General features: G+C 32.6%; 25 protein-coding genes and 1 other annotated feature. Of the genes, 24 read left to right on the top strand and 1 reads right to left on the bottom strand.

The window, feature by feature from the left end:
* Positions 1-13 precede the first annotated feature (13 nt).
* From V5E38_RS11880 to rpsA, 8 genes are all read left to right on the top strand, one after another.
* On the top strand, positions 14-922 hold the full coding sequence (locus tag V5E38_RS11880; RefSeq protein WP_335447919.1) for a MerR family transcriptional regulator: 909 nt from the start codon (positions 14-16) through the stop codon (positions 920-922).
* 76 nt (positions 923-998) lie between these two features.
* Positions 999-1,607, top strand: coding sequence for a genetic competence negative regulator (locus V5E38_RS11875; protein WP_025672362.1), 609 nt, complete (start codon positions 999-1,001; stop codon positions 1,605-1,607).
* A gap of 237 nt (positions 1,608-1,844) precedes the next feature.
* Positions 1,845-3,125 carry a Glu/Leu/Phe/Val family dehydrogenase gene (locus V5E38_RS11870; RefSeq protein ID WP_098233016.1) on the top strand — a complete coding sequence of 427 codons (1,281 nt, stop codon included), beginning with the start codon at positions 1,845-1,847 and terminating at the stop codon, positions 3,123-3,125.
* Positions 3,126-3,267: 142 nt separating this feature from the next.
* On the top strand, positions 3,268-4,242 hold the full coding sequence (locus tag V5E38_RS11865) for a YpdA family putative bacillithiol disulfide reductase (protein ID WP_499213430.1): 975 nt from the start codon (positions 3,268-3,270) through the stop codon (positions 4,240-4,242).
* A 118-nt stretch (positions 4,243-4,360) separates the two neighbouring features.
* Positions 4,361-5,329, top strand: coding sequence for an asparaginase (locus tag V5E38_RS11860; protein WP_499213429.1), 969 nt, complete (start codon positions 4,361-4,363; stop codon positions 5,327-5,329).
* 157 nt (positions 5,330-5,486) lie between these two features.
* On the top strand, positions 5,487-5,672 hold the full coding sequence (locus tag V5E38_RS11855; protein ID WP_069031855.1) for a DUF5359 family protein: 186 nt from the start codon (positions 5,487-5,489) through the stop codon (positions 5,670-5,672).
* A 138-nt stretch (positions 5,673-5,810) separates the two neighbouring features.
* Complete coding sequence (cmk, locus tag V5E38_RS11850; protein ID WP_097979287.1) at positions 5,811-6,491, top strand: (d)CMP kinase; 681 nt, start codon at positions 5,811-5,813, stop codon at positions 6,489-6,491.
* Positions 6,492-6,599: 108 nt separating this feature from the next.
* Positions 6,600-7,718, top strand: a complete 1,119-nt coding sequence (rpsA, locus tag V5E38_RS11845) for a 30S ribosomal protein S1 (RefSeq protein WP_499213428.1) — start codon at positions 6,600-6,602, stop codon at positions 7,716-7,718.
* Positions 7,719-7,765: 47 nt separating this feature from the next.
* Here the strand turns inward: rpsA and V5E38_RS11840 are convergent, their stop codons facing one another.
* Positions 7,766-7,903, bottom strand: a complete 138-nt coding sequence (locus V5E38_RS11840; RefSeq protein ID WP_069031858.1) for a YpzI family protein — start codon at positions 7,901-7,903, stop codon at positions 7,766-7,768.
* A gap of 128 nt (positions 7,904-8,031) precedes the next feature.
* Between V5E38_RS11840 and V5E38_RS11835 the strand changes: the two genes are divergently transcribed.
* The 16 genes from V5E38_RS11835 to aroB all read left to right on the top strand — a co-directional run bounded on the left by V5E38_RS11835 (position 8,032) and on the right by aroB (position 23,956).
* Positions 8,032-8,622 carry a YphA family membrane protein gene (locus tag V5E38_RS11835; protein WP_499213427.1) on the top strand — a complete coding sequence of 197 codons (591 nt, stop codon included), beginning with the start codon at positions 8,032-8,034 and terminating at the stop codon, positions 8,620-8,622.
* A gap of 132 nt (positions 8,623-8,754) precedes the next feature.
* The gene (gene der / locus V5E38_RS11830) at positions 8,755-10,065 is read left to right on the top strand and encodes a ribosome biogenesis GTPase Der (protein ID WP_097979290.1); all 1,311 of its coding nucleotides are present in this window, start codon (positions 8,755-8,757) and stop codon (positions 10,063-10,065) included.
* 42 nt (positions 10,066-10,107) lie between these two features.
* Positions 10,108-11,145 (top strand): NAD(P)H-dependent glycerol-3-phosphate dehydrogenase, encoded by a 1,038-nt coding sequence (locus V5E38_RS11825; RefSeq protein ID WP_499213426.1) that lies wholly within the window; start codon positions 10,108-10,110, stop codon positions 11,143-11,145.
* 322 nt (positions 11,146-11,467) lie between these two features.
* Positions 11,468-11,737 (top strand): stage VI sporulation protein F, encoded by a 270-nt coding sequence (locus tag V5E38_RS11820; RefSeq protein WP_056466710.1) that lies wholly within the window; start codon positions 11,468-11,470, stop codon positions 11,735-11,737.
* Between the two features lie 442 nt (positions 11,738-12,179).
* Positions 12,180-12,377 (top strand): DUF2768 domain-containing protein, encoded by a 198-nt coding sequence (locus V5E38_RS11815; RefSeq protein WP_056466707.1) that lies wholly within the window; start codon positions 12,180-12,182, stop codon positions 12,375-12,377.
* Between the two features lie 20 nt (positions 12,378-12,397).
* Positions 12,398-13,114 carry a YphF family lipoprotein gene (locus V5E38_RS11810; RefSeq protein ID WP_499213425.1) on the top strand — a complete coding sequence of 239 codons (717 nt, stop codon included), beginning with the start codon at positions 12,398-12,400 and terminating at the stop codon, positions 13,112-13,114.
* 196 nt (positions 13,115-13,310) lie between these two features.
* Positions 13,311-14,789, top strand: coding sequence for a stage IV sporulation protein A (gene spoIVA / locus V5E38_RS11805; RefSeq protein ID WP_499213424.1), 1,479 nt, complete (start codon positions 13,311-13,313; stop codon positions 14,787-14,789).
* Positions 14,790-15,259: 470 nt separating this feature from the next.
* Entirely contained in the window at positions 15,260-15,532 is a 273-nt protein-coding gene (locus V5E38_RS11800; RefSeq protein WP_056466694.1) for a non-specific DNA-binding protein Hbs, read from the top strand.
* A 242-nt stretch (positions 15,533-15,774) separates the two neighbouring features.
* Positions 15,775-16,347: a GTP cyclohydrolase I FolE gene (gene folE / locus V5E38_RS11795; protein ID WP_335414089.1), complete on the top strand. Its 573-nt coding sequence runs from the start codon at positions 15,775-15,777 to the stop codon at positions 16,345-16,347.
* 175 nt (positions 16,348-16,522) lie between these two features.
* Entirely contained in the window at positions 16,523-17,194 is a 672-nt protein-coding gene (locus V5E38_RS11790) for a heptaprenyl diphosphate synthase component 1 (RefSeq protein WP_499213423.1), read from the top strand.
* A gap of 41 nt (positions 17,195-17,235) precedes the next feature.
* On the top strand, positions 17,236-17,946 hold the full coding sequence (locus V5E38_RS11785; RefSeq protein WP_499213422.1) for a class I SAM-dependent methyltransferase: 711 nt from the start codon (positions 17,236-17,238) through the stop codon (positions 17,944-17,946).
* Between the two features lie 44 nt (positions 17,947-17,990).
* Positions 17,991-18,953: a heptaprenyl diphosphate synthase component II gene (hepT, locus tag V5E38_RS11780; protein ID WP_387327841.1), complete on the top strand. Its 963-nt coding sequence runs from the start codon at positions 17,991-17,993 to the stop codon at positions 18,951-18,953.
* A gap of 226 nt (positions 18,954-19,179) precedes the next feature.
* The gene (ndk, locus tag V5E38_RS11775) at positions 19,180-19,626 is read left to right on the top strand and encodes a nucleoside-diphosphate kinase (RefSeq protein ID WP_025671395.1); all 447 of its coding nucleotides are present in this window, start codon (positions 19,180-19,182) and stop codon (positions 19,624-19,626) included.
* A gap of 230 nt (positions 19,627-19,856) precedes the next feature.
* Positions 19,857-20,083: a binding site (T-box leader), on the top strand.
* Positions 20,084-20,190: 107 nt separating this feature from the next.
* Positions 20,191-21,276 carry a bifunctional 3-deoxy-7-phosphoheptulonate synthase/chorismate mutase gene (locus tag V5E38_RS11770; protein ID WP_499213421.1) on the top strand — a complete coding sequence of 362 codons (1,086 nt, stop codon included), beginning with the start codon at positions 20,191-20,193 and terminating at the stop codon, positions 21,274-21,276.
* A 425-nt stretch (positions 21,277-21,701) separates the two neighbouring features.
* Entirely contained in the window at positions 21,702-22,871 is a 1,170-nt protein-coding gene (gene aroC / locus V5E38_RS11765) for a chorismate synthase (RefSeq protein ID WP_499213420.1), read from the top strand.
* Positions 22,871-23,956 carry a 3-dehydroquinate synthase family protein gene (gene aroB, locus V5E38_RS11760; protein ID WP_499213419.1) on the top strand — a complete coding sequence of 362 codons (1,086 nt, stop codon included), beginning with the start codon at positions 22,871-22,873 and terminating at the stop codon, positions 23,954-23,956. Before aroC ends, aroB begins: the two co-directional genes overlap by 1 nt.
* The last annotated feature ends 134 nt before the right edge of the window (positions 23,957-24,090 follow it).

The raw sequence follows: 24,090 nt of genomic DNA, 5'->3' as shown, positions 1-24,090 counted from the left end.
GAGGAAAGAAAAATTGGCCCAAATAGGAAAGTACAATATTAAAGCAATTTCTAACATTGTTGGGATTTTACCAGGCACATTAAGAGCATGGGAAAGAAGATATAATATTATAAGTCCTGTACGAAATGATGCTGGCCATCGACTTTATACAGAGGAACATGTTTACATTTTAAAATGGCTCGTTCAAAAAGTTAATGAAGGGTTTACAATTGGACAAGCAATTAATTTATACGAAGCTAAAGAGCATAAGTCGTCAAATGACAGCTCTCTTACTGAAAATCTTCAATCAGATGCGCTAGTAAATCGAATTGTTTCTTCATTATTATCTTTTGAAGAAAGTGAAGCCCACAATTATGTGAATGACGCTTTTAGTCTTTTTTCTGTCGATAAAGTATTATTTAAAATTATTTCTAAGGTTTTTATATTAATCGGTGATAAATGTCGTAATGGTGAAATTACAAGTGCTCATGAACATTTTGCAACATCTTTTTTGAGAACGAGATTAGGGATGATTTATCAAAATTCACCTAACAATAAACATTTGCCAAAGTTAATCGCAGTTTGTGGACCAGAAGAAAAGCATGAATTAGGTTTATTAATTTTTACGATTTATTTAAGAAGAATCGGTTTTCAAGTAATTTATTTAGGAGCATCAATTGATTCAAACGATGTTGAACAAGTAATAAATGAAGTGAATCCTGCTGGATTTATCATGACTTGTACTTTAAGAGAAAATTTAAAGAAAACAATTGATCTAGCCATCATAATTAAAAAAATTAAACCTGATATCATTATCGGAATTGGTGGACACGCAGTTTCAACTTGTGAGAGCCCAATTATGGATTCCATACAGGAATTTTATATTGGTAGTCAACAATCGAACTGGGATGAATGGTTAAAGCAGAATTTTAATTATAAATGAATTTTGACTTTAGAATCACCAAAATTATATAAAAACATAAACTGTACTATGGTAAATGCAGCAAGGAGGCTAGTTCATGAGGTTGGAACGGTTGAACTACAATAAAATAAAAGTTTTTCTTACATCTGATGATTTATCTGAACGTGGTCTGACAAAAGAAGACTTATGGTATAATGCGCCAAAAGTTCAACAGCTTTTTCAAGATATGATGCATGAAGCTAGCGTAGAACTAGGTTTCGAAGTAGATGGAAAAGTATCCGTTGAAGTTTTCTCTCTTCAAGCTCAAGGAATGGTTGTAATTGTAACAAAATCCGATGAAATTGAAGAAGAGGAAGATGAATTTCAAGACGATTTTATCTCGATGGAAGTAATCCTAGATGAAAGTGAACATATATTGTACGAGTTTTCTACTTTAGATGATCTAATCCTACTTTCTGAAAAATTGGTTTCATGTGATGCTTTAGGTGGGAGATTATTCTCTTTTGAAAATACGTTTTACTTAAAGTTCGAGGAGAATGAAATTGGAAGACTAGATCGTGAAACATTTTATGCGATCTTAGCTGAATATGGTAATCCTTCCACAAGAACAATTTACCGTATTATTGAATATGGTAAAGAACTTATCTCAGAAAATGCTATTGAACAACTGCATTTTTATTTCGTTAAAAATAAAGCCTCTCAGTAATTTATTACGAGAGGTTTTACTTTTGTAAATTTTTTATTAATATATTGTATTTCTTCATATTCTTTCCTTTTCAAATTTTGGAAATAGGAGTATAATGACCTTAGAAAACGCTTACATTAAACGGATATTATATTTTGTTTTCTATGTGTTTATAACTTTCAAAAAGGGATGGAAAGTTGTATACTAATTTCAGAATGAATGAATCTTTTCATAGTTCAAATTTCTAGGGGGTTTACAATGGTTGCCGAGAAATCTACAGAGAAAAATAGCAACACAGAAGAACATTTAGATGTACTAGCGCCTACACAAGTAGTTATTAAAGAAGCGTTAGAAAAATTAGGATATTCAAATGAAATGTATGAACTTTTAAAAGAACCAGTTCGTATGATGACTGTAAAAATTCCAGTTCGCATGGATGATGGACAAGTGAAAATTTTCACTGGTTACAGAGCTCAACATAATGATGCGGTAGGACCAACAAAAGGTGGTATCCGTTTCCATCCAAATGTAACAGAAAATGAAGTTAAAGCCCTTTCAATCTGGATGAGCTTAAAATGTGGAATTGTAGATTTACCATATGGTGGAGGTAAAGGTGGAATCGTTTGTGATCCACGTGATATGTCATTCCGTGAGTTAGAGAGACTTAGCCGCGGTTATGTACGTGCAATTAGCCAAATCGTAGGACCAACTAAAGATATTCCAGCTCCAGACGTATTTACAAACTCACAAATCATGGCTTGGATGATGGATGAATATTCTAGAATAGATGAATTTAACTCACCTGGTTTTATTACTGGTAAACCATTAGTATTAGGTGGATCTCATGGCCGCGAAACAGCTACTGCTAAAGGTGTAACGATTGTAATTCGTGAAGCAGCAAAGCGTAGAGGTATTAACTTAGAAGGTGCACGAGTTGTTATCCAAGGATTTGGTAATGCAGGTAGCTTCTTAGCGAAATTTATGCATGATGCTGGCGCAAAAGTTATTGGTATTTCTGATGCTTATGGTGCACTTCATGATCCAAACGGCTTAGACATTGATTATTTATTAGATCGTAGAGATAGTTTTGGTACAATTACTAAACTATTTAATAATACAATTTCAAATAAAGAATTATTAGAATTAGATTGTGATATCTTAGTGCCAGCAGCGATTGAAAATCAAATTACAAAAGATAATGCTCATAATATTAAAGCAAATATTGTAGTTGAAGCTGCTAACGGACCAACAACCCTTGAAGCTACTAAGATTTTAACAGAGCGCGGTATTTTACTAGTACCAGACGTATTAGCTAGTGCTGGTGGCGTAACTGTTTCTTACTTTGAATGGGTGCAGAATAACCAAGGTTACTACTGGACTGAAGAAGAGGTAGAAGAGCGATTAGAAAAAGTTATGGTACGTTCATTTAATAATATTTATGAAACAAGTGTAAATAGAAAAGTGAATATGCGATTAGCTGCTTATATGGTTGGTGCGCGTAAAATGGCTGAAGCTAGCCGATTCAGAGGCTGGGTATAAGATTATATTTGCTGATAAAAACAAGGTGGAGAAAATCCATCTTGTTTTTTTATGATTAGCTATTATTAGACAAATTGAATATTTTACGTAAAATAGTAATAGTAAATATAATTAAGACTCTAGTTTATTGGAGATGTTTCAAATGGAAAAAGTTGAAGTTCTAATCATTGGCGGAGGACCCTGTGGTATTGCAGCTTATCTAGCATTAAAAAATAAGGGGATTTCTGCATTAATAATTGAAAAAGGAAATATAGTTCATACCCTCAGTCGTTTTCCAACTCATCAAACATTTTTTAGTACAAGTGAAAAATTAGAAGTGGGAAATATTCCATTTATTATTGAAGGTAGAAAACCAAAAAAACACCAAGCTCTAGCATATTACCGTGATGTTGTTAAACGAAATAGAATAAAAATTAATGCTTATGAAGAGGTAAAAACGGTTAGTAAGAAAAGTGATTTTATCATCGAATCAGTTACAATTAACGGTGAAGAAAAACGTTATGAAGCCAAAGCTGTTATTGTAGCAACCGGATATTATGACCAACCAAACTACTTATTAACACCTGGTGAACAGCTTAATAAAGTATCCCATTACTTTTTTGAAGGCCATAAACATTTTAATCAGAAAGTTGTCGTTATTGGTGGGAAAAACTCAAGTGTGGACGCAGCACTAGAACTAGAAAAGTGTGGAGCGGATGTAACTGTACTTTATAGAGGCAGTTCTTATTCACCAAGTATTAAACCATGGGTACTACCAGAATTCGAGGCACTTGTCCGTTCTGAAACAATTAAAATGGAATTTAACGCAAATTTACTTGAAATAAAAGAATCATCAGTAGTATACGAAAAAGAAGGACAAATAGTTGAGATTAACAATGACTTTGTCTATGCCATGACAGGTTACCACCCTGATCATACATTAATTAAAAGTATGGGCGTTAAAGTAGATGATCTAACAGGAAGACCATTATTCAACCCAGAAACAATGGAAACAAATATTGAAGGCATTTATATTGCAGGGGTAATTGCTGCTGGAAACAATGCAAACGAAATTTTTATAGAAAATGGCCGTTTTCACGGTGACTTAATCGTTTCTCACTTAGTTAGTAATAAATAATTTCAAAAAATGAAACGTAGCTATGCTACGTTTTTTTTATTAAAGATTTTCAAGCCGTTTTCTGTTTACTTAAAGAATTTTAAAATGTTATAATTTCTTGTGAAATGAGGTGCTGAAAATGAAAAAAGTAGTATTAATAACAACGGGTGGAACGATTGCTAGTAAACCAAATGCAGAATCAGGTAAATTAGATTCTGGGGCATTGTCAGGTCAAGAAATTGCAGAAATGCTCAATTTACCAAAAGATATAAATGTTATTGTTGATTCTTTTTTCCAAGTTCCAAGTATGCACATAGGCTTCGAACATTGGATGTTGTTAAAGAATAAAATTGAAGAATATTATCAAGATGAAACAATTGATGGGGTTGTCGTTACCCATGGAACTGATACGTTAGAAGAAACGGCTTATTTTTTAGATTTAACAATTGACGATGATCGTCCAGTTGTTATTACTGGCTCTCAAAGATCACCAGGTGAATTAGGTACCGATGCTTTTATCAATTTAAGACATGCAATCTATACTGCATCTGACGAATATACTCGAAACGTAGGTACAGTTGTTGTCTTTAATGAACGTATTTTTACTGCAAGATATGTAAAAAAAGAACATGCATCTAATATTCAAGGGTTTAACGTATTTGGCTTCGGATACCTAGGTATTATCGATAACGATAAAGTACATATCTATCAAAAACCGGTATTAAAGGATAAATACAAAATTACAAGTGAATTACCTCAAGTAGATATAATTAAATGTTATATTGAAGCAAAAGGATATTTAATTAAAGCAGCTGTTGAAAATGGCGCTAAAGGTATTGTCCTTGAAGGTGTTGGAAGAGGACAAGTATCTCCACATATGACTGAAGAAATCGAAAAAGCTGTAAAAGATGGCATTAAAGTAATCATCACAACAAGTTCTGAAGAAGGCGAAGTATATCCTACTTATGATTATTACGGAAGTGCCTATGATTTAGTTAATAAAGGTGTAATTTTAGGTAAAGATTATGATAGTAAAAAGGCAAGAATTAAATTAACTGTTATGTTAGCATCCGAAGTGAATGATATTCTTGAAGGATTCTCTAAATAATCTTACTTGTTTATACATTTTTGAAAAACGTGCATAGCACGTTTTTTACTAGGTTTAATACTGTTAAAAGTTAGATGAATTAAAAATTAAATTCAAAATTGTGTATAAAATTAATTGAATCTAATCATACTGGTAATAAAAAAAGGTATGATCTTAAATGAAAAGAATCGAACGAATACTATTTAAATTAATTATTATTCAATTATTTTGTTTAGTCATAAGTCAATATGTCTTATCATTCCCTAGTCTTTCTGTCTATTTAACGAAAATTGAATTATATGAAGGCGTTACGCAAAAAGCTAAGGACGTAACGAGAGAAGTATATAATCATATTGGTAAATAGATGAATTCGTCGGAATCATATGGTAATATAAAATAAAGCAGGCTAGCCTGCTTTATTTTTATTTGTTTTTATATTTTTAGGACATGATAAGATTAAAGGTTGCTATTAAAGTAGCACTTTTTTTATGTAGGAGGACTTATGAGTAAAAAAATTAGTATAGCGATAGATGGACCTGCAGCTGCTGGTAAAAGTACAGTTGCAAAAATTGTTGCAAAAAAATTAGGATATGTATATATCGACACTGGTGCAATGTACCGTGCTCTAACCTTTAAAGCAATCAAAAACAATATTGATGTAAATAATGAGATGGAATTAAGTAACTTACTTTCAAATATAACGATTAAGTTAATCCCAGAAGAAGGAACTCAAAAAGTTTTCATTGATGATGTTGATGTTTCAGAGCCAATAAGAACACCAGAAGTAACTAGAAACGTATCATTTGTTGCAAAACATAGTTTAGTTCGTGAAAAAATGGTGGATTTACAACGTGAATATGCCGTAAATGGTGGGGTTGTAATGGATGGTAGAGATATTGGGACTCATGTATTAATTGATGCAGAAGTTAAGATATTTATGATTGCTTCTGTTGATGAACGAGCTCAAAGAAGACATATCGAAAATGTCAAAAACGGTTTTGAAAGTGACTTTGAGCAATTGAAAATAGAAATAGCAACAAGAGACCGAATTGACTCGGAAAGAGAAGTTTCACCATTGAAAAAAGCTGATGATGCAATCTCATTAGATACTACTTCTAAAAACATTGATGATGTTGTAAATGAAATATTAACGATTGTTGAAGGTAAAATAAAAAATATTTAGAAGAATTAGTCATCAGATTTCTTGACTTTTCTGCTTATTTATTAGAAGGTAAAAGAGGATAATACATAATTGGTCTATCCATTTTTAAAACATAAGGAGGAATATGACATGGTTGAAAAAGTAATGCCAGAAGTTGGGGAAATTATCTCATGTGTAGTAGAACAAATTGAAGATAAGCAAGCAATCGTAGGTTTCGGTGGAAAAACAGATGGTATTCTTCCAATAAAAGAAATTTCAAACGTACATATTGAAAATGTAAGTGACGCGCTAACTGTTGGACAAGAAATTGAATTAAAGGTTATTAAAGTTGAGGAAGATTCAGTTGTTTTTTCTAAACGTGCCGTAGATTCAGTTAAAGCTTGGGAACAATTAGAAGGAAAATTAGCTAGTAAAGAAGTTTTTGAAGTGATCGTTACAGAGCAAGTAAATGGTGGACTAATTGCAGACGTAGGCGTTCGTGGATTTATTCCGGCTTCACTTGTTTCAAAAAAATTCGTTGAAGATTTAGGAAGCTATGTTGGTCAATCGCTTGAAGTAGTGATTGAAGAACTAGACCGCGAAAAAAATCGAGTAATCCTATCTCATAAAGCTGTTGAGCAATTAAATGAAGTTGAAAATCGCCGTCAAGCATACTCTTCTATTAAGGTTGGGCAAATTGTTGAAGGTAAAGTAGAAAGATTAACAAATTTCGGAGCGTTTGTAAATATTGGTGGAATTGATGGATTAGTCCACGTATCTCAAATGTCTCATAAACGAGTTACAAAGCCTGAAGAGATTGTAGCTGTAGGAGATACTGTAAAAGTTCAAGTTCTTTCAATTGACACAGATACTAACCGTATTGCTTTATCAATGAAAGCAATTCAGCCAGGACCATGGGATCAATTAAATCCAAGCATTAAAGCAGAGGCTGTAGTTGAAGGGACTGTAAAACGTCTTACAAACTTTGGTGCATTTGTAGAAGTTCAAAATGGAATTGAAGGATTAGTTCATGTTTCTCAAATTGCTGATAAACATATTAAAAATCCAAACGAAGTCCTAACAGTTGGTCAAGAAGTAAAAGTTAAAGTTTTAGATATTAATCCTACTGAAAAACGCTTATCATTAAGCATTAAAGAAGCTGGTGAAGCTGAACTTCAAGAAGATATTGCTAAATACGTACAGCCAAGTGAAAGTGGTTTCCAATTAAGCGAACTACTTGGTGATAAATTAAATAAATTTAAAAAATAATAAAAAATCCTTCAGCCATTTGCTGAAGGATTTTTATTTAGAGTACTTTAGTTATGTTGATTTTCTGCTCTTGCTTCTTCAGGTGTGTCTAAACGCGTAGCACCTTTGTTATGAATGCTTTGATCTCGATCAGATTCAACTCTTCTAGATTGTTTAAGTTTCTTTTCTTGACGATCTTTTCCCACTCGATTCACCTCCAAAAAAATCTCATTTATAGATTCGTTTTAAATGCAACTTCTTATACACTTTCTTTTCTATTTGATTATTTTTGAAATATGAATTGTTCATACTAGTACTATTAGGAGGTTTTCGTGTGCAAGGTAGTCTATTTATCATTACTTCTTGGATTATTGTATTAATTCTTTTACTTTATCGGGATCGAACTAAGAAGAATTTCTTGTATTTAGCGGGAGTGCTTATATTAATCAGCTGTTCAGCTTACACAATTGATCTATTTTCAATTGATATAAATTTTTCATATATCATTATAATTTTTATCATAAGCTACTTTATTAGTTTATTAAATTTAATTGAACAAATTATTCATTTCTTTAAAGGCCTGATTATAGGCATGACATTTAGTGTAGTTACAATGCTTTCGATTTATGATCCTGCAAGTTTTTTTATTGATGAGAAGATAATTAGTTCATTTTTAGTAATACTACTTACTTTCTTTTTAAGTAAATCCTATTATGAAAAAATGCGTTATATAACGATTGGTCTAGTTCAGGGAGACATTTTTAATTATATTACGTTTAAGTCGATTAATTTTAAATATATAATTGGAGATTTGAATTGGTTTGATACGTTATTTATGTCCATTTTATTATTGTCAGCAATTCAATTCATAGTAATTTATGGATCAAAATTAAGTCTCAAAAATAGAAAATTACTAAAAAGTTGAAGTGTATTGGTCTTTTCTCATATTTTTTGTTAAAATAGATAAGTTATTTAAATAAATCAATTTTTAAAACTAAACTAAAACTCATTTAGATGATTTAAATGGTACATAGTTATGCTAGGAAGGATGAATTAAATGTCTAAACCGACAGTTGCAATAGTTGGACGACCAAATGTAGGGAAATCAACTATTTTTAATAGGATAGTGGGAGAAAGAATTTCAATTGTAGAAGATATTCCAGGGGTTACTCGTGATCGTATTTACAGTTCAGGAGAATGGTTAAATCAAGAATTTAGTTTAATCGATACAGGTGGAATTGACATTGGTGATGAGCCATTTTTAGAGCAAATTCGTCAACAAGCTGAAATCGCAATTGATGAAGCGGATGTTATTATTTTTCTAACAAATGGCCGTGAGGGTGTTACAGCGGCAGATGAGGAAGTTGCTAAAATTCTTTATAAAACAAAAAAACCGGTAGTATTAGCAGTTAATAAAGTCGATAATCCTGAAATGAGAAGCGATATTTACGATTTTTATGCATTAGGATTTGGAGAAGTATTTCCAATCTCAGGTTCACATGGTTTAGGACTGGGTGATTTGCTTGATGAAGTTGTAAAACACTTCCCTGATCAAGAAGATGAAAATTACGATGAAGAGACAATTAAATTTAGTTTAATTGGTCGTCCAAACGTAGGGAAGTCTTCTTTAGTAAATGCATTATTAGGTCAAGAACGTGTAATTGTAAGTAATGTTGCTGGAACTACACGTGATGCTGTCGATACACCTTATTCAAAAGATGGCCAAGACTATGTCATTATCGATACAGCTGGTATGAGAAAAAAAGGTAAAGTATATGAAAGTACGGAAAAATACAGCGTATTACGTGCTTTACGTGCAATTGAAAGATCAGATGTCGTCTTAGTCGTATTAGATGGTGAAGAAGGTATTATCGAACAAGATAAGAAAATTGCTGGATATGCACATCAAGCAGGTAGATCAGTTGTTATTGTCGTAAATAAATGGGATGCAGTAGAAAAAGATGAAAAAACGATGAATGAATTCATTGAAAACATTCGAGCACATTTCCAGTTCTTAGATTATGCTCCAATTGTATTCCTATCAGCTAAAACGAAGAAAAGAACTCAAACTTTATTACCAATGATTAATAAAGCATGTGAAAGCCATAGTTTACGCGTTCCAACAAATGTATTAAATGATGTTATCATGGATGCAATTGCGATGAATCCAACACCAACACATAATGGGCAAAGATTAAGAGTGTATTATGCAACTCAAGTAGCAATTAAACCACCTACATTTGTTGTTTTTGTAAATGATCCTGAATTACTTCACTTTAGTTATGAGCGTTTCTTAGAAAATCGTATTAGAGATGCTTTTGATTTTGAGGGATCTCCAATAAGGATTATCGGTCGTGCACGAGCTTAATTCGATGTAACATATGGATTCTTTATGAAGGGGAGTGTTGAATTGGAAAAAATCGCTGTTTTAGGTGCAGGTAGTTGGGGTACTGCTTTAGCCATGGTTTTATCAGATAATGGGCATACGGTTACTTTATGGGGAAATAAATCCGAACAAATCAATGAAATAAATGAACAGCATACTAATAAAAGATACTTGCCAGAAATTAATTTACCTCAAAATTTAAAGGCATCGGTTAATTTAAAGGAAGCTATAAATGGAGCTAACTATATTTTGCTTGTTGTTCCAACTAAAGCAATAAGAGAAGTTTGCCAACAATTAAATAATGAATTAACGAACGAGGTTACAATAATCCATGCAAGTAAAGGGATTGAGCCTGACACATCTAAGCGTGTTTCAGAAATGATCGCTGAAGAAATTGAATCGAAATTCTTAAAATCAGTAGTTGTATTATCAGGTCCAAGTCATGCTGAAGAAGTTGCTTTAAGACATCCAACGACTGTAACATCGGCATCTAAAAATATGGAAGATGCGGAAATTGTTCAAGAATTATTCTCAAATGGTTATTTCCGTGTATACACAAACGAAGATGTAATTGGTGTAGAAATTGGTGGAGCATTAAAGAATATTATCGCTCTTGCTGCTGGTATTACTGACGGGCTTGGATATGGCGACAACGCGAAGGCGGCTTTAATGACACGAGGACTTGCAGAAATAATCCGTTTAGGTAAGGCTATGGGAGCTAATACTCAAACTTTTGCTGGTTTAACAGGAATGGGCGATTTAATCGTAACTTGTACGAGTGTCCATAGCCGTAACTGGAGAGCTGGTAATTTATTAGGGAAAGGCAAATCTTTAGACGAAGTATTAGATAATATGGGCATGGTCGTTGAAGGTGTTCGCACGACTAAGGCTGCATATCAATTAGCAAAACAAGTAAATGTAGAGATGCCAATTGTTAATGAATTACACGCAGTATTATTTGAAAATAAAAATCCAAAATTAGCAGTTGATGCACTTATGTCCCGTGTAAAAAAACATGAGGGCGAAAGTACTTCAAATTATATAAGCGATCTTGCTGAGTAATTAATTTATGTAAATACAATCAGATTAAAAGCATTAAAACTTTGTTTTAGTGCTTTTAATTTGTTAACAAAGTACAAAAACATTGATTTTCAGACTGATTGCAAGCGCTTGTCTTTCGAGGCGCGAAGCCTGGTGAGGAGCGGAATTAGACGGTAATGAGCACCGCAGACAGGCGAAGTAACGAAGAAAGCGAGCGTTTGTCAACAGTCTGAAAGCATTAAAACTTTGTTTTAGTGCTTTTTCTTTTTTGGACTAAAATAGGCGTTTCACCATTTCTCTTTTTTTGCATAGCATATGTTGTATAGAAAAGAAGGAGGTTTGAATGGTGACTAATAATAATCCAAATGGTTTCTTCGATAAGATTGAAAAGAAAGCAAATGTAAGCAAATCAGATATTTTTAAAGTCGCTGATTCAGTAAAAGATGCAAACTTTAAAGATGAAGCAACTGTTAGAAAACTAGTTCGTCAAATTGCATTGATGACAGGTCGTCAAGTTTCTAAGGAAAAAGAAGACAAAATCGTTCAAGCAATTGTTACAAATAATATGCCATTAGATTTTCAATCATTAACAAATATGTTTAAACAAAAATAATTGGGCTTATTCTTCAGCGATGTATTTAGTGCATAATCATACATTTTCGCATACTATAGAATGACTTATACCGGATGTATTCTGGTGGGTGTTAGTCGAGGATGATTACGAAGCAATTGCCCCAGTTTGCTTCGAAGAAAGAAGAAGTATATTTTTACTTTTTCTTTCTTTTTATTTTGTCCCTTTAAATATGTGAATGGTCATAAAGTCCTCCTTGGTTGGTTTTTATCAAGGAGGTATTTTGATGGTGTTGTAAAGGTTGTAACTAGTGAATATGTTCTAATGGATTTTTTATGAAGCTGGAAATAAATTTATAGCAGACAAGTATACGTAAGCATTAAATAAGTCGATAATGTCTTAATAGGATTAAAAAGATTTTAATTCAAATCATGTGATTATTTTGATACTATAATAATGGTAGAAAATACATAGGGGGAACATAATGAACGCGGCACATATTAATGAAATTATTTCTTTTGTAGGAATCGGATTAATGCTTTTATCATTATTTTTAATTTTCTTGAGTAGAAACAAAATAAAAATAAAATTTTTAAAAATGATTACAGCTTTCATTGCATATATGTCTTTAATTATTTCAGGGATTTTAATTACATATATCGTATTAAGCTGGCCTAGTTAATGAGAATAAAGGGGACTAACATGAAAAAGCTATTTCTTTCCATTCTAATGTGTTTTGTTATAAGTCTATTAAGTGGCTGTTTATATCCACAAGATAAACTTGCACAAAATCAAGTACCATATGATGATCAATTGCAATCAGTTCAAACTGCAATTAATAAATTTAAGGAAAACAATTCAGGAATGTTACCTATAAAAAACAAGGATATGAATACACCTATTTATATTAAATATCCAATTGATTTTACAAAACTAACACCTGGTTATTTAAGTGATGCACCCGGTAATTCTTATGAAAATGGTGGTATCTTCCAGTACGTATTAGTAGATGCAGAGAAGAATCCGACTGTTAAATTAGTCGATCTTAGAATTGCAGAGAAACTAAGAGATGTTTCATTAAGAGTACAAGTTTATAAAGATAAACATACATACCCACCAATCAAGAAAACATTGGCTAATGGTGTTTTTCTATTAAACTATAAAAAGATGGGTTTCAAGGAAGAACCGTTCGTAGTAAGTCCTTATAGCAATAAGAACTTACCAATTATCATGGGGAATGATGGGGAGTTCTATGTTGACTATTCAAGTGATTTATATGCAAAAATAAAAGAAGCGAAAAATTATAAGTTCGGTGAAGATATTCGTTCTATTTTAGTAAAAGACTCTCCAATCGTGCCTGCATACTCACTTCCATATACGATTAAAGATGGACAACCAGTGTTTTTAGAACAAAAATAAATAATATAAATCATAATCCTTTGATAAAAGAATACATTTTATCGAAGGATTATTTTATTTGATCCCAAGTGAATAAAAAGAAAAAATAAAAAATCTTGTCATAACTCACTAGGACAACATCATAGAATGATATTGTCATAGGTATACTACTTCAAGTCAATTATTCCCATGTATTGATAAATCGGGAGGGGAACACATGGAAAAGATAGATATTTTTAAAGACATTGCCGAGCGCACAGGAGGAGATATCTACTTAGGTGTTGTAGGTGCTGTGCGTACTGGTAAATCAACATTTATTAAACGCTTTATGGAAGCTGTTGTAATCCCTAATATTCAAAATGAAGCTGATCGTGCTAGAGCACATGATGAATTACCTCAAAGCGCTGCAGGTAAAACAATAATGACAACTGAACCAAAATTCGTTCCGAATCAAGGCGTAAAAATTCATGTAGCGGATGGGTTAGATGTAAATATTCGATTAGTAGATTGCGTTGGTTATAGTGTGCCAGGGGCTAAAGGATATGAGGATGAAAATGGTCCTAGAATGATTAGCACTCCTTGGTATGAAGAACCGATTCCATTTAATGAAGCGGCAGAAATCGGTACAAGAAAAGTTATTCAAGAGCATTCTACAATTGGAGTTGTTGTAACAACTGATGGCACAATCGGAGAGATAGCTAGATACGATTATATCGAAGCAGAGGAACGAGTAGTTGCTGAATTAAAAGAAGTTGGAAAGCCTTTCATTATGGTGATTAACTCTTCTCAGCCATATCATCCTAATACAGAAGCACTTAGACAAGAACTATCAGAAAAGTACGATATTCCTGTCATCGCATTAAGTGTTGAAGCAATGCGCGAAGGAGATGTAATGAACGTACTTCGCGAAGCTTTATACGAATTCCCAGTCCTTGAAGTGAACGTAAACTTACCTAGCTGGGTATTAGTTTTAAAAGAAAATCACTGGCTACGCCAAAGCTACCAAGAAGCAATTCAAGAAACAGTTAAAGATATTAAGCGATTAAGAGATGTAGATTATGTAGTTGGCCAATTTAGTGATTATGAATTTATTGAACATGCTCAACTTGCTGGAATAGATATGGGGCAAGGGGTTGCAGAAATTGATTTATCTGCACCAGATGAGTTATATGATCGAGTCTTAAAAGAAGTAGTGGGAGTAGAAATTCGCGGTAAAGATCATCTATTAGAATTAATGCAAGACTTTGCTCATGCTAAACAAGAATATGATCAAGTAGCAGATGCCTTAAAAATGGTTAAACAAACCGGCTATGGAGTTGCTGCACCTTCGCTTTTAGATATGAGCTTAGATGAGCCAGAAATTATACGCCATGGTTCAAGATTTGGGGTCAAATTAAAAGCAGTAGCACCTTCAATTCATATGATTAAAGTTGATGTTGAGTCAACGTTTGAACCAATCATCGGAACTGAAAAACAAAGTGAAGAACTTGTTAAATACTTAATGCAAGATTTTGAAGATAATCCATTATCAATTTGGAACTCAGATATATTTGGACGTTCTTTAAGTTCAATCGTACGAGAAGGCATCCAAGCGAAACTTTCACTAATGCCAGAAAATGCAAGATATAAATTGAAAGAAACTTTAGAAAGAATTATTAACGAAGGAAGTGGCGGCTTAATTGCAATTATCCTTTAATCATTAATTGATCAGGTGGTAAAAACCATCTGATTTTTTTGTTTTAGCGAAATATAAAGACTAATTTTTAAAAAATCTGAAAGTCCTATTTTATTTGGTGAAATGAAATTTTTAAAAAAATCACAGAAAATTAGCAAAGAAAAATAAATTTCATTCGACAAAATTCAACAAAAATAAATTTATTAAAAATCATCAAAAAAATTAAAAAAATGCCGATTAATTCAGTAACTATCATACTTTCAGAAGTACTTATAAGAAAATTGAAGAAGAAAAATGAACTTTTCAGAAAAATCACCACCTGTTTTCGAGTAATTCCAACATTTTCTTATAAAACATATTGAAAAAAGCCGTAGAATCGTATAATATAAGGCATGACAAAGAAATTAATTGGAATTTGTTGTATAAAATTTAAAATTTTGGTCACAAATGAAATTAAGAAACATCTAAAATTTTGGGAGGAGGTGAAAGACATGAACAAAACAGATTTAATCAATGCAGTTGCTGAAGCTGGTGAATTAACTAAAAAACAAGCTACTTTAGCAGTAGACGCTGTATTCGAATCAATTCTTGGTGCGTTACAAAACGGGGATAAAGTACAATTAATCGGATTTGGTAACTTTGAAGTTCGTGAGCGTGCAGCTCGTAAAGGACGTAATCCACAAACTGGCGAGGAAATCGAAATCGCAGCTAGTAAAGTTCCAGCTTTCAAACCTGGTAAAGCGCTTAAGGATGCAGTAAAATAATTACATAATTTAAGCGAAAAAGAAGGATGCTAATAAAAGCATCCTTCTTTTTTTGCTAAAAAAGTCCAAAAAGTCTTCTGTTTTTGGGACCAATAAATAATTTTGGACAAAGAAAGGCTTAAGTTTAGGTGTCAAAAAAGAAAGTATCCTTCTTTTTTTTGCCTATAAAAAAAGAATTATGTTAAAATAAAACGAATCTGATAGTGAATATTAGAATTTTTTTTAGCATGGGGGATCAATTAATGAATGAAGTTAATTTAGAAAAAATTGAACAAGCGGTTCGTCTAATTCTCGAAGCTATCGGTGATGATCCAAATAGAGAAGGAATTTACGAAACGCCAAAACGGGTTGCGAAAATGTATGCTGAAGTATTCTCTGGTATGCGCCAAGACGAAAAAGCTCATTTACATAAAGTATTTGGTGAAGATCATGAAGAATTAGTTCTTGTTAAAGATATTCCATTCCATTCAATGTGCGAGCATCATCTATTACCATTTTACGGAGTTGCACATGTAGCGTACATACCTAGAAATGGTAGAGTAACTGGTTTAAGTAAATTAGCACGTACTGTAGAAACAGTAGCTAAAAGACCTCAGCTACAAGAGCGTATTACTTCCTCGGTAGTTGATGCTATTATGGAAGTACTACAGCCACATGGAGCAATGGTAGTTGTAGAAGCAGAACATATGTGTATGTCTATGCGTGGAGTAAGAAAACCAGGCTCAAAAACTGTTACGACTGCTGTGCGTGGCTCACTTAAAGAGGATGTGCAAGGAAGAAATGAAATCCTTGCAATGATTCATTCAACTAAATAGAATCAAATAAGCAAAAAGCAGGGCGTTTGACAGGCAGTCTAAAAAGCCGGGAGTCCTGCTTTTTTTAAAATATTCATTTATAAATAATGCAAGTTGATTGAGCAATCAACTTATACCATCTAAACTACTTATGGTATAATGAAAAAATCAGTTATAAATGGAATGGATGGAAATAATGAATAGTATTCACGAGTTAAAAAATGAAGTAATCACTCAAATATTACATACGATTAGACACCCATATTTAAATCAACATCTTCAGGCACCGACCATTGATGATGTAAAGGTTACTTTATTAATAAATTTATTAAAAGAACACAATTTTACGAGTGATAAAATTGTGCATTATTGTAAAGCCTTGATGATTCATCAAATTGCATTAGATACACATGAAAAGGTATCAACATATGAAGTTACACCAATGGATCGTGAAAAGAAACAATTAACCGTTTTAGAAGGGGACCTATATAGTGGACTATATTACGATGCTCTATCTAAAACTGGTGAAATTGGATTAATACGAGAACTTTCATATGCTGTTAAGGAAATGAATGAAGAGAAGATCAATCTAGTTCACGAACAATTTAGTTCCTTAGAAGATCTTTTCAACTGCATAACTATAATCGAATCAACTATACTTGTACATTTTGCAAAATTTATATCAGCTGAAGAATCAATAAAGCATATTGAGCAAGAATGTTTAATGTCAAGACTGAAAAAAGAATTCGAACGATCATCAGTTGAAAACTGCTCTGATTTTATTACCCAATTTCAAAGAATAATGGGGATTGTTGATTTAGCTAAAACAAAAGAAGAATTATCAAAAATAATACAATTACAAAATTAATCTACATAGAAGTAATCGTAATTAGTTTAGTGGGGGTTTATATGACTCAATCAAAAGAAGAACGCGTACATGACGTGTTTGAAAAGATTTACAATAAATATGATACAATGAATGGTATTATTAGTTTTAGACGACATATTGCATGGCGTAAACAAACTATGAAAATTATGAATGTTCAAAAAGGTATGAAAGCGCTTGATGTATGCTGTGGTACTGGTGAATGGACAATTGCACTTGCAAATACAGTTGGAAAAGATGGAGAAGTAGTAGGTTTAGACTTTAGTAAAAATATGCTATCTATCGGTGAAGAAAAAGTTAAAAATATGCACTTAGAACAAGTAAAATTAATTCATGGAAATGCTATGGAGTTACCATTTGAGGACAACTATTTTGATGTTGTTACAATTGGATTTGGTTTAAGAAATGTTCCAGATTATTATACAGTGTTGAAGGAAATGACAAGAGTCGTTAAGTCTGGAGGTATTGTGGTCTGTTTAGAAACATCACAACCGACTGCATTTGGTGTTAGACATGTGTATAAAGCGTATTTTAAATACATCATGCCGATTTTTGGGAAAATATTTGCTAAAAGTTTTAAAGAATATTCTTGGTTACAAGAAAGTGCAAGCACGTTTCCAGGAATGAATGAACTTGCAAATCTTTTCAAAAAAGCAGGGTTAGAAAAAATAAAAATTAAACCTTATACTTTTGGTGTAGCAGCAATGCACTTAGGTGTTAAGCCAAAAAGCTAGTTACAAAAAAGCGAGAAAATGGGATGAATAGTAAGGTGAACGGAATGAAGGTTAAATGGAAATATTCTTATTTAAAAAAGGACATTAATGAGATTGAAAGCACGCTTCATAAAGTAGTCAATTCAACGCAGCCAATTTTGAAAAATGCATCTATACAGTTGCTTGAATCTGGTGGGAAAAGAATTAGACCAGTTTTTGTATTGCTTAGTGCTAAATTTGGACAATATAACCTTCAATCGATTAAAAATGTAGCAGCTACTTTGGAAATCATACATATGGCATCTTTAGTTCATGATGATGTAATTGATGAAGCTAGTTTACGAAGAGGTAAACCGACAATCAATTCAACTTACAATGATCGTGTTGCTATGTATGCAGGGGATTTTTTATTTGCAAAAGCATTGGAATGTATGTCAGAAATCGAAATCCCATTGGCCCATCAAAAATTATCTGAGACTATTTTAGAGATTTGTTTAGGTGAGATTGAACAAATAAAGGATAAATATAATTTTGACCAAAATTTAAAATGTTATTTAAGAAGAATTAAACGAAAAACTGCACTTTTAATTTCAGCGAGTTGTGAAATTGGTGCAATTGCATCAGGAGCCTCTCCAGCTTTTCAAAAATGTTTAAAAGATTACGGATACTATTTAGGTATGTCATTTCAAATTATGGACGATATTCTTGATTTTACGGCTTCTGAGAAGGAATTAGGGAAACCATCAGGTAGTGACTTAATTCAAGGGAATATTACACTACCTGTCTTATTTGCGATGAATGATTTAGCTCTTAAAGAGAAAATTGAATCTATTTATGAAGGAATCGATCCGGAAACTGTTAAACCTCTTATCAATCAAATTCGGAAAAGTACATATATTAAAGAAGCAAGAAAAGTTAGTGAAGCATATTTACAAAAATCTTTAAACAGTATCAATAGCCTTCCTAATAGTGAAGCAAAGGAAATGTTAATATTAATTGCTAAAAATATTGGAAATCGAAAAAACTAGAGGCGGGGAAAATGCTAGTGCATTTACAACTGCCTCTTTTGGCTTTTTAGATACGTATAGAATTCCTGTTATTTAGTTATATTTAGTAAAGTTAATCAAAAATCTGGAAGCGATTTCAATTTTTACAATATAACAAGATTTTAAACTATTGATAATTTTATAAATTGATGTTACTATTCTAACTGTGTTGTTTATACATAATTGAAATCAAGTGAGGTAGAGCATAATGGAAAGAACTTATTTAATGGTAAAACCTGATGGTGTACAACGTAACTTAATTGGTGAAATCGTTTCACGTTTTGAAAAAAAGGGTTTCCAATTAGTTGGAGCTAAATTAATGCAAGTGAGTAAAGAACAAGCTGAAACTCACTATGCTGAGCACAAAGAACGTCCTTTCTTTGGTGAGTTAGTAGACTTCATCACTTCAAGCCCAGTATTCGCTATGGTTTGGGAAGGCGAAAATGTAATCGCTACCGCTCGTCAAATGATGGGAGCAACAAATCCAAAAGATTCAGCACCAGGAACAATCCGTGGTGAGTATGCTGCAACTGTAGGTAAAAACATTATTCACGGTTCAGATTCACCTGCTAGTGCAGAACGTGAAATCGGAATTTTCTTCAATCAAAATGAATTAGTTGAATACTCTAAGCTTATTAAAGAGTGGGTATACTAATAAAATAGTTTTACTCGAAGAAGTCAGCTTAATTGCTGGCTTTTTTATTTATGAAATTATTAAAATCTAGACTTGTGGATAAATTTTCGTATGAATTTAAGAAGGATTGTTATGAGTAAGCAAAAAGTGGAAAAGTTAAAAAATGTAAAAAAATAATGCATTGACAGCCTCTTTAAATCTGCTTATAATCATCATTAATAACTTTTTTAATGAATCTTTTGATAATTTAATATATTGCGTTGATAAGAGCACAGTAGGCATAACTTCCCTGTTTAAGAGAGCTGACGGAAGCTGCGAGTCAGTACATAAGGTATGCTGAATTACATTCTTGGAGCAATTTCTATTTCATTTAATGAAAATAGAAACGGTCATTTTGATCGTTAACAAAATGAAGGTGGTGAACAGAGTTTTTGTTCACAACTAGGGTGGTACCGCGATTAAATAATTCGTCCCTACTGTTTATTCAGTAGGGACTTTTTGTTTTTATTTTTTACATGCCTACTTCTTGATGAAATGAAGAGGTGTTGGACAATTGTATTTTTAAATTTTAAGGGGGATAAGGAAATGAGTACAAATAATGAGTTAGTGAAATTACGTGATAAGGTTGATGAGATTAATTTAAAAATCGTTGAATTATTAAACGAGCGTGGAAAAGTTGTTCAAGAAATTGGTCAGCAAAAGATTAAACATGGTATTAAGCGTTTCGATCCAGTTCGTGAGCGTGAAGTGTTAGATATGATTGCAAATGTAAACGAAGGTCCATTTGAAACTTCAACATTACAACATATTTTCAAGACCATCTTCCAAGCAAGCTTAGAACTACAAGAGGATGATCACAGAAAAGCTCTTTTAGTTTCAAGAAAGAAAAAGCCTGACAATACAATTGTCAAAGTGAAAAATGATATTGTCCTTGGTGATGGTTCTCAATCATTTATAATGGGGCCTTGTGCAGTTGAGAGCTACGAACAAGTACGTGCAGTAGCACAAGCTATGAAACAACAAGGTTTAACAATGATGCGAGGCGGTGCATTTAAACCTAGAACTTCTCCATACGATTTCCAAGGACTTGGATACGAAGGACTACAAATTTTAAGAGAAGTGGCAAATGAATTTGATTTAGCAGTAATAAGTGAAATACTAAATCCAAATGATGTTGAAAGATCTTTAGAATACGTTGATGTAATTCAAATTGGTGCACGTAATATGCAAAACTTTGATTTACTTAGAACAGTGGGGCAAGTAAATAAACCTGTATTATTAAAACGTGGACTTTCAGCAACAATTGAAGAATTTATAAATGCTGCAGAATACATTATTTCGCAAGGAAATGACCAAATTATTCTTTGTGAAAGAGGAATTCGTACTTACGAGAAAGCTACAAGAAATACATTAGATATCTCAGCAGTACCTATTTTGAAGAAAGAAACACATTTACCAGTAGTTGTAGATGTTACCCATTCAACAGGTCGTAAGGACTTATTATTACCGACAGCAAAAGCAGCATTAGCAATTGGAGCAGATGCAGTAATGGCTGAAGTACACCCTGATCCAGCAGTTGCTTTATCAGATTCAGCTCAACAAATGAATATCCCACAATTTGAAGAATTCATGTTTGAGTTAAAAGACTTCCGTGCAAAGCTTCAATCATAGTAAAATTATCTACTAAAAGAGAGCGGTGAAATTAAAAACGATCTTATAAATGGTACAGGATTAATCGAAAGACTCAAATGCCTTAGCAATGAGAATGGTTCATGACAAAAAATAATTGAATAGGATAAAAACGAATATCAACTTAAAATAGGTAAAAGAATTCAAGTGTTGGATGAAATCTCGGTACAGCTTAAAGACTGTGCCGAGAAGGCTCATCGAATCAGTTTTTCTTGTTTTGAAATATTGCTAAAAAGATTGCACAATCAAAATGTTGAAAATTAAGTTTTTCTACTGAATAATTCATTTTTTTGAAAAAAAACAAAAAAGTGCCCAAATATGGCTCTTTTTTAATATTAAATTCAGAATAGGTTGTGCTATAGTAGTAACTAAATAATTTTAAACTTACATAAAGAGAAGGTGTTGAAATGCGTTATTTAACAGCTGGTGAATCACATGGTCCACAATTAACTACAATTATTGAAGGCGTTCCAGCAGGCTTGCCAATTTTAGCAGAAGAAATAAATGTTGAACTTCGTAGACGTCAAGGTGGATATGGAAGAGGGCGTAGAATGCAAATAGAAAAGGATACTGCTCAAATTACTAGCGGTGTTCGACATGGTTATACATTAGGCTCTCCTATCGCATTGGTTGTTGAAAATAACGACTTTAAACATTGGACTAATATTATGGGTCCTGAACCTTTGGACAATCTAGAATACGAAGGAAAAAGAAGCATTACAAAACCTCGACCAGGGCATGCCGATTTAAATGGAGCTATAAAATATGGTTTTAGAGATGTGAGGAATGTTTTAGAGCGATCTTCAGCTCGTGAAACGACTGTACGTGTTGCAGCTGGAGCAGTGGCAAAAAAATTGTTGAGTGAGCTAGGAATCACAATTGCAAGCCATGTTATTGAAATTGGTGGCGTTAAAGCAAAAAATTTAGATTATAAAAATGTAGAAGACTTACATAATAGAGCTGAAAACTCAGAAGTAAGATGTATAGATGCAGAAGCTACAGAAAATATGAAAACATTAATTGATGATGCAAAACAAAATGGAGATTCAGTTGGTGGGATTGTAGAAGTTGTCGTTGAAGGTATGCCAGCTGGTGTTGGTAGCTACGTTCATTATGATAGAAAACTTGATTCAAAAATTGCAGGTGCAATTGTAAGCATCAATGCCTTTAAAGGTGTAGAATTCGGAATCGGGTTTCAAGCTGGATCCTTACCAGGTAGTGAAGTTCATGATGAGATTGCATATTCAGAAGAACAAGGCTACTACCGATTATCGAACCGTGCTGGCGGTTTTGAGGGCGGTATGACAACTGGTATGCCAATTGTCGTTCGAGCAGTAATGAAGCCTATCCCAACGCTTTACAAGCCGCTAAAGAGCGTTGATATTGAAACAAAAGAAGTTTATGAAGCTAGTATCGAACGTTCTGATAGCTGTGCTGTTCCTGCAGCAAGTGTCGTAGCAGAGCATATTGTTGCTTGGGAAGTTGCAAAAGCAATTATTGAACAATTTGAATCAGATCAACTTGAGCGTTTAAAACGTAATATTGAAGATTTCCGTGAGTATGCGAGGAATTTTTAATGAATGTGATAACTGTAAATACAAGCTCTAAACAATACGATGTTTGTATAGGGTTTGGAGTATTAAGTGAACTACAGTCAAAGTTGGACAGCTTAGTTCCTAAAGTTTCCAAAATACTAATCATTACAGATGATCAAGTTGCTCCACTTTATTTAGAAGAAGTACTACTAAATTGTAGTAAAAAAAATAAAATTGAACACTTTATCATTCCACATGGTGAAAAAAGTAAGAGTTTTGCTATATACGAAAATTGTTTAACCTATTGTTTTGATGTCCAATTAGATCGTAATAGTTTAATAATTGCTTTAGGTGGGGGAGTAGTTGGTGATTTAGCAGGATTTGTTGCAGCTACTTATATGCGTGGTATTCGTTTTATCCAATTACCTACTACTTTACTAGCCCACGATAGTGCTATAGGTGGTAAAGTAGCTATAAACCTTGCAAAAGCTAAAAATATAGTTGGCGCATTTTATCAGCCGGAATTAGTATTGTATGAATTAAGCTTTTTAACTACTTTGCCAATAGAGGAATGGAGATCAGGTTTTGCTGAAATAAGTAAGGAAGCTATGATTTCTTCTAACGACAATTTGAATTGGTTAATGGAGCATATTCTTTCACTTGAAGAGTTAGATGATGAGTTAGTTGAAAAATGTGTGACGATGGGAATAAGTGTAAAAAATGAAATTGTATCCAAGGACGAAAGAGAAACAGGAGAAAGAGCATTTTTAAACTTAGGCCATACACTTGGGCATGCAATTGAAGCTTATTTAGGCTATGCTAAAACAACTCATGGTGAAGCAATTGCATTTGGAACTTTATTTTCAATCTATTTGAGTGAACAGTTCTTTAAGGTTGACTTAAGATTTAATGAGATCTTAAATTGGTATAATCGATTGAATTATCCTGTTTATTCAAATTTAGAATTAGAACCAATTTTAAATCTAATGAAACAAGATAAGAAAAATATCGATTTGAAAATAAAATATATAATCTTAAAAAGTTTTGGGAATCCAGTGATTTGTGAATTAGAGGAAGACTTTATAAAAGAAAATTTAGATCGTTTTTTAAAACAAATAATTTCATAATACTTACCTGAAAATGGTGTTTTGATCAAAAGTTAAATCAAAATATCATTTTCTTTTTCTAAATTAGGCTAACTAAATCAATAAAAATGAAATTCATAGGACAATTCGTCGAATAGAATTTCAGAGAAAAAAAA

It is taken from the genome of Rossellomorea sp. GAMAL-10_SWC (assembly GCF_049568075.1).
GTDB lineage: Bacteria > Bacillota > Bacilli > Bacillales > Bacillaceae_G > Gottfriedia.
The sequence above is the reverse complement of the archived record's forward strand: the minus strand, read 5'-3'. Positions and strand labels throughout refer to the sequence as shown.

Bases quoted from the DNA above. Each gene is read 5' to 3' on its own strand.
- spoIVA (WP_499213424.1), top strand. From the start codon at position 13,311: ATGGAAAAGATAGATATTTTTAAAGACATTGCCGAGCGCACAGGAGGA.
- V5E38_RS11860 (WP_499213429.1), top strand. From the start codon at position 4,361: ATGAAAAAAGTAGTATTAATAACAACGGGTGGAACGATTGCTAGTAAA.
- V5E38_RS11870 (WP_098233016.1), top strand. From the start codon at position 1,845: ATGGTTGCCGAGAAATCTACAGAGAAAAATAGCAACACAGAAGAACAT.
- V5E38_RS11785 (WP_499213422.1), top strand. From the start codon at position 17,236: ATGACTCAATCAAAAGAAGAACGCGTACATGACGTGTTTGAAAAGATT.
- V5E38_RS11875 (WP_025672362.1), top strand. From the start codon at position 999: ATGAGGTTGGAACGGTTGAACTACAATAAAATAAAAGTTTTTCTTACA.
- V5E38_RS11820 (WP_056466710.1), top strand. From the start codon at position 11,468: ATGGTGACTAATAATAATCCAAATGGTTTCTTCGATAAGATTGAAAAG.
- V5E38_RS11855 (WP_069031855.1), top strand. From the start codon at position 5,487: ATGAAAAGAATCGAACGAATACTATTTAAATTAATTATTATTCAATTA.
- V5E38_RS11815 (WP_056466707.1), top strand. From the start codon at position 12,180: ATGAACGCGGCACATATTAATGAAATTATTTCTTTTGTAGGAATCGGA.
- der (WP_097979290.1), top strand. From the start codon at position 8,755: ATGTCTAAACCGACAGTTGCAATAGTTGGACGACCAAATGTAGGGAAA.
- hepT (WP_387327841.1), top strand. From the start codon at position 17,991: ATGAAGGTTAAATGGAAATATTCTTATTTAAAAAAGGACATTAATGAG.
- V5E38_RS11800 (WP_056466694.1), top strand. From the start codon at position 15,260: ATGAACAAAACAGATTTAATCAATGCAGTTGCTGAAGCTGGTGAATTA.
- aroC (WP_499213420.1), top strand. From the start codon at position 21,702: ATGCGTTATTTAACAGCTGGTGAATCACATGGTCCACAATTAACTACA.
- cmk (WP_097979287.1), top strand. From the start codon at position 5,811: ATGAGTAAAAAAATTAGTATAGCGATAGATGGACCTGCAGCTGCTGGT.
- V5E38_RS11790 (WP_499213423.1), top strand. From the start codon at position 16,523: ATGAATAGTATTCACGAGTTAAAAAATGAAGTAATCACTCAAATATTA.
- folE (WP_335414089.1), top strand. From the start codon at position 15,775: ATGAATGAAGTTAATTTAGAAAAAATTGAACAAGCGGTTCGTCTAATT.
- V5E38_RS11810 (WP_499213425.1), top strand. From the start codon at position 12,398: ATGAAAAAGCTATTTCTTTCCATTCTAATGTGTTTTGTTATAAGTCTA.
- V5E38_RS11865 (WP_499213430.1), top strand. From the start codon at position 3,268: ATGGAAAAAGTTGAAGTTCTAATCATTGGCGGAGGACCCTGTGGTATT.
- aroB (WP_499213419.1), top strand. From the start codon at position 22,871: ATGAATGTGATAACTGTAAATACAAGCTCTAAACAATACGATGTTTGT.
- ndk (WP_025671395.1), top strand. From the start codon at position 19,180: ATGGAAAGAACTTATTTAATGGTAAAACCTGATGGTGTACAACGTAAC.
- V5E38_RS11770 (WP_499213421.1), top strand. From the start codon at position 20,191: ATGAGTACAAATAATGAGTTAGTGAAATTACGTGATAAGGTTGATGAG.
- rpsA (WP_499213428.1), top strand. From the start codon at position 6,600: ATGGTTGAAAAAGTAATGCCAGAAGTTGGGGAAATTATCTCATGTGTA.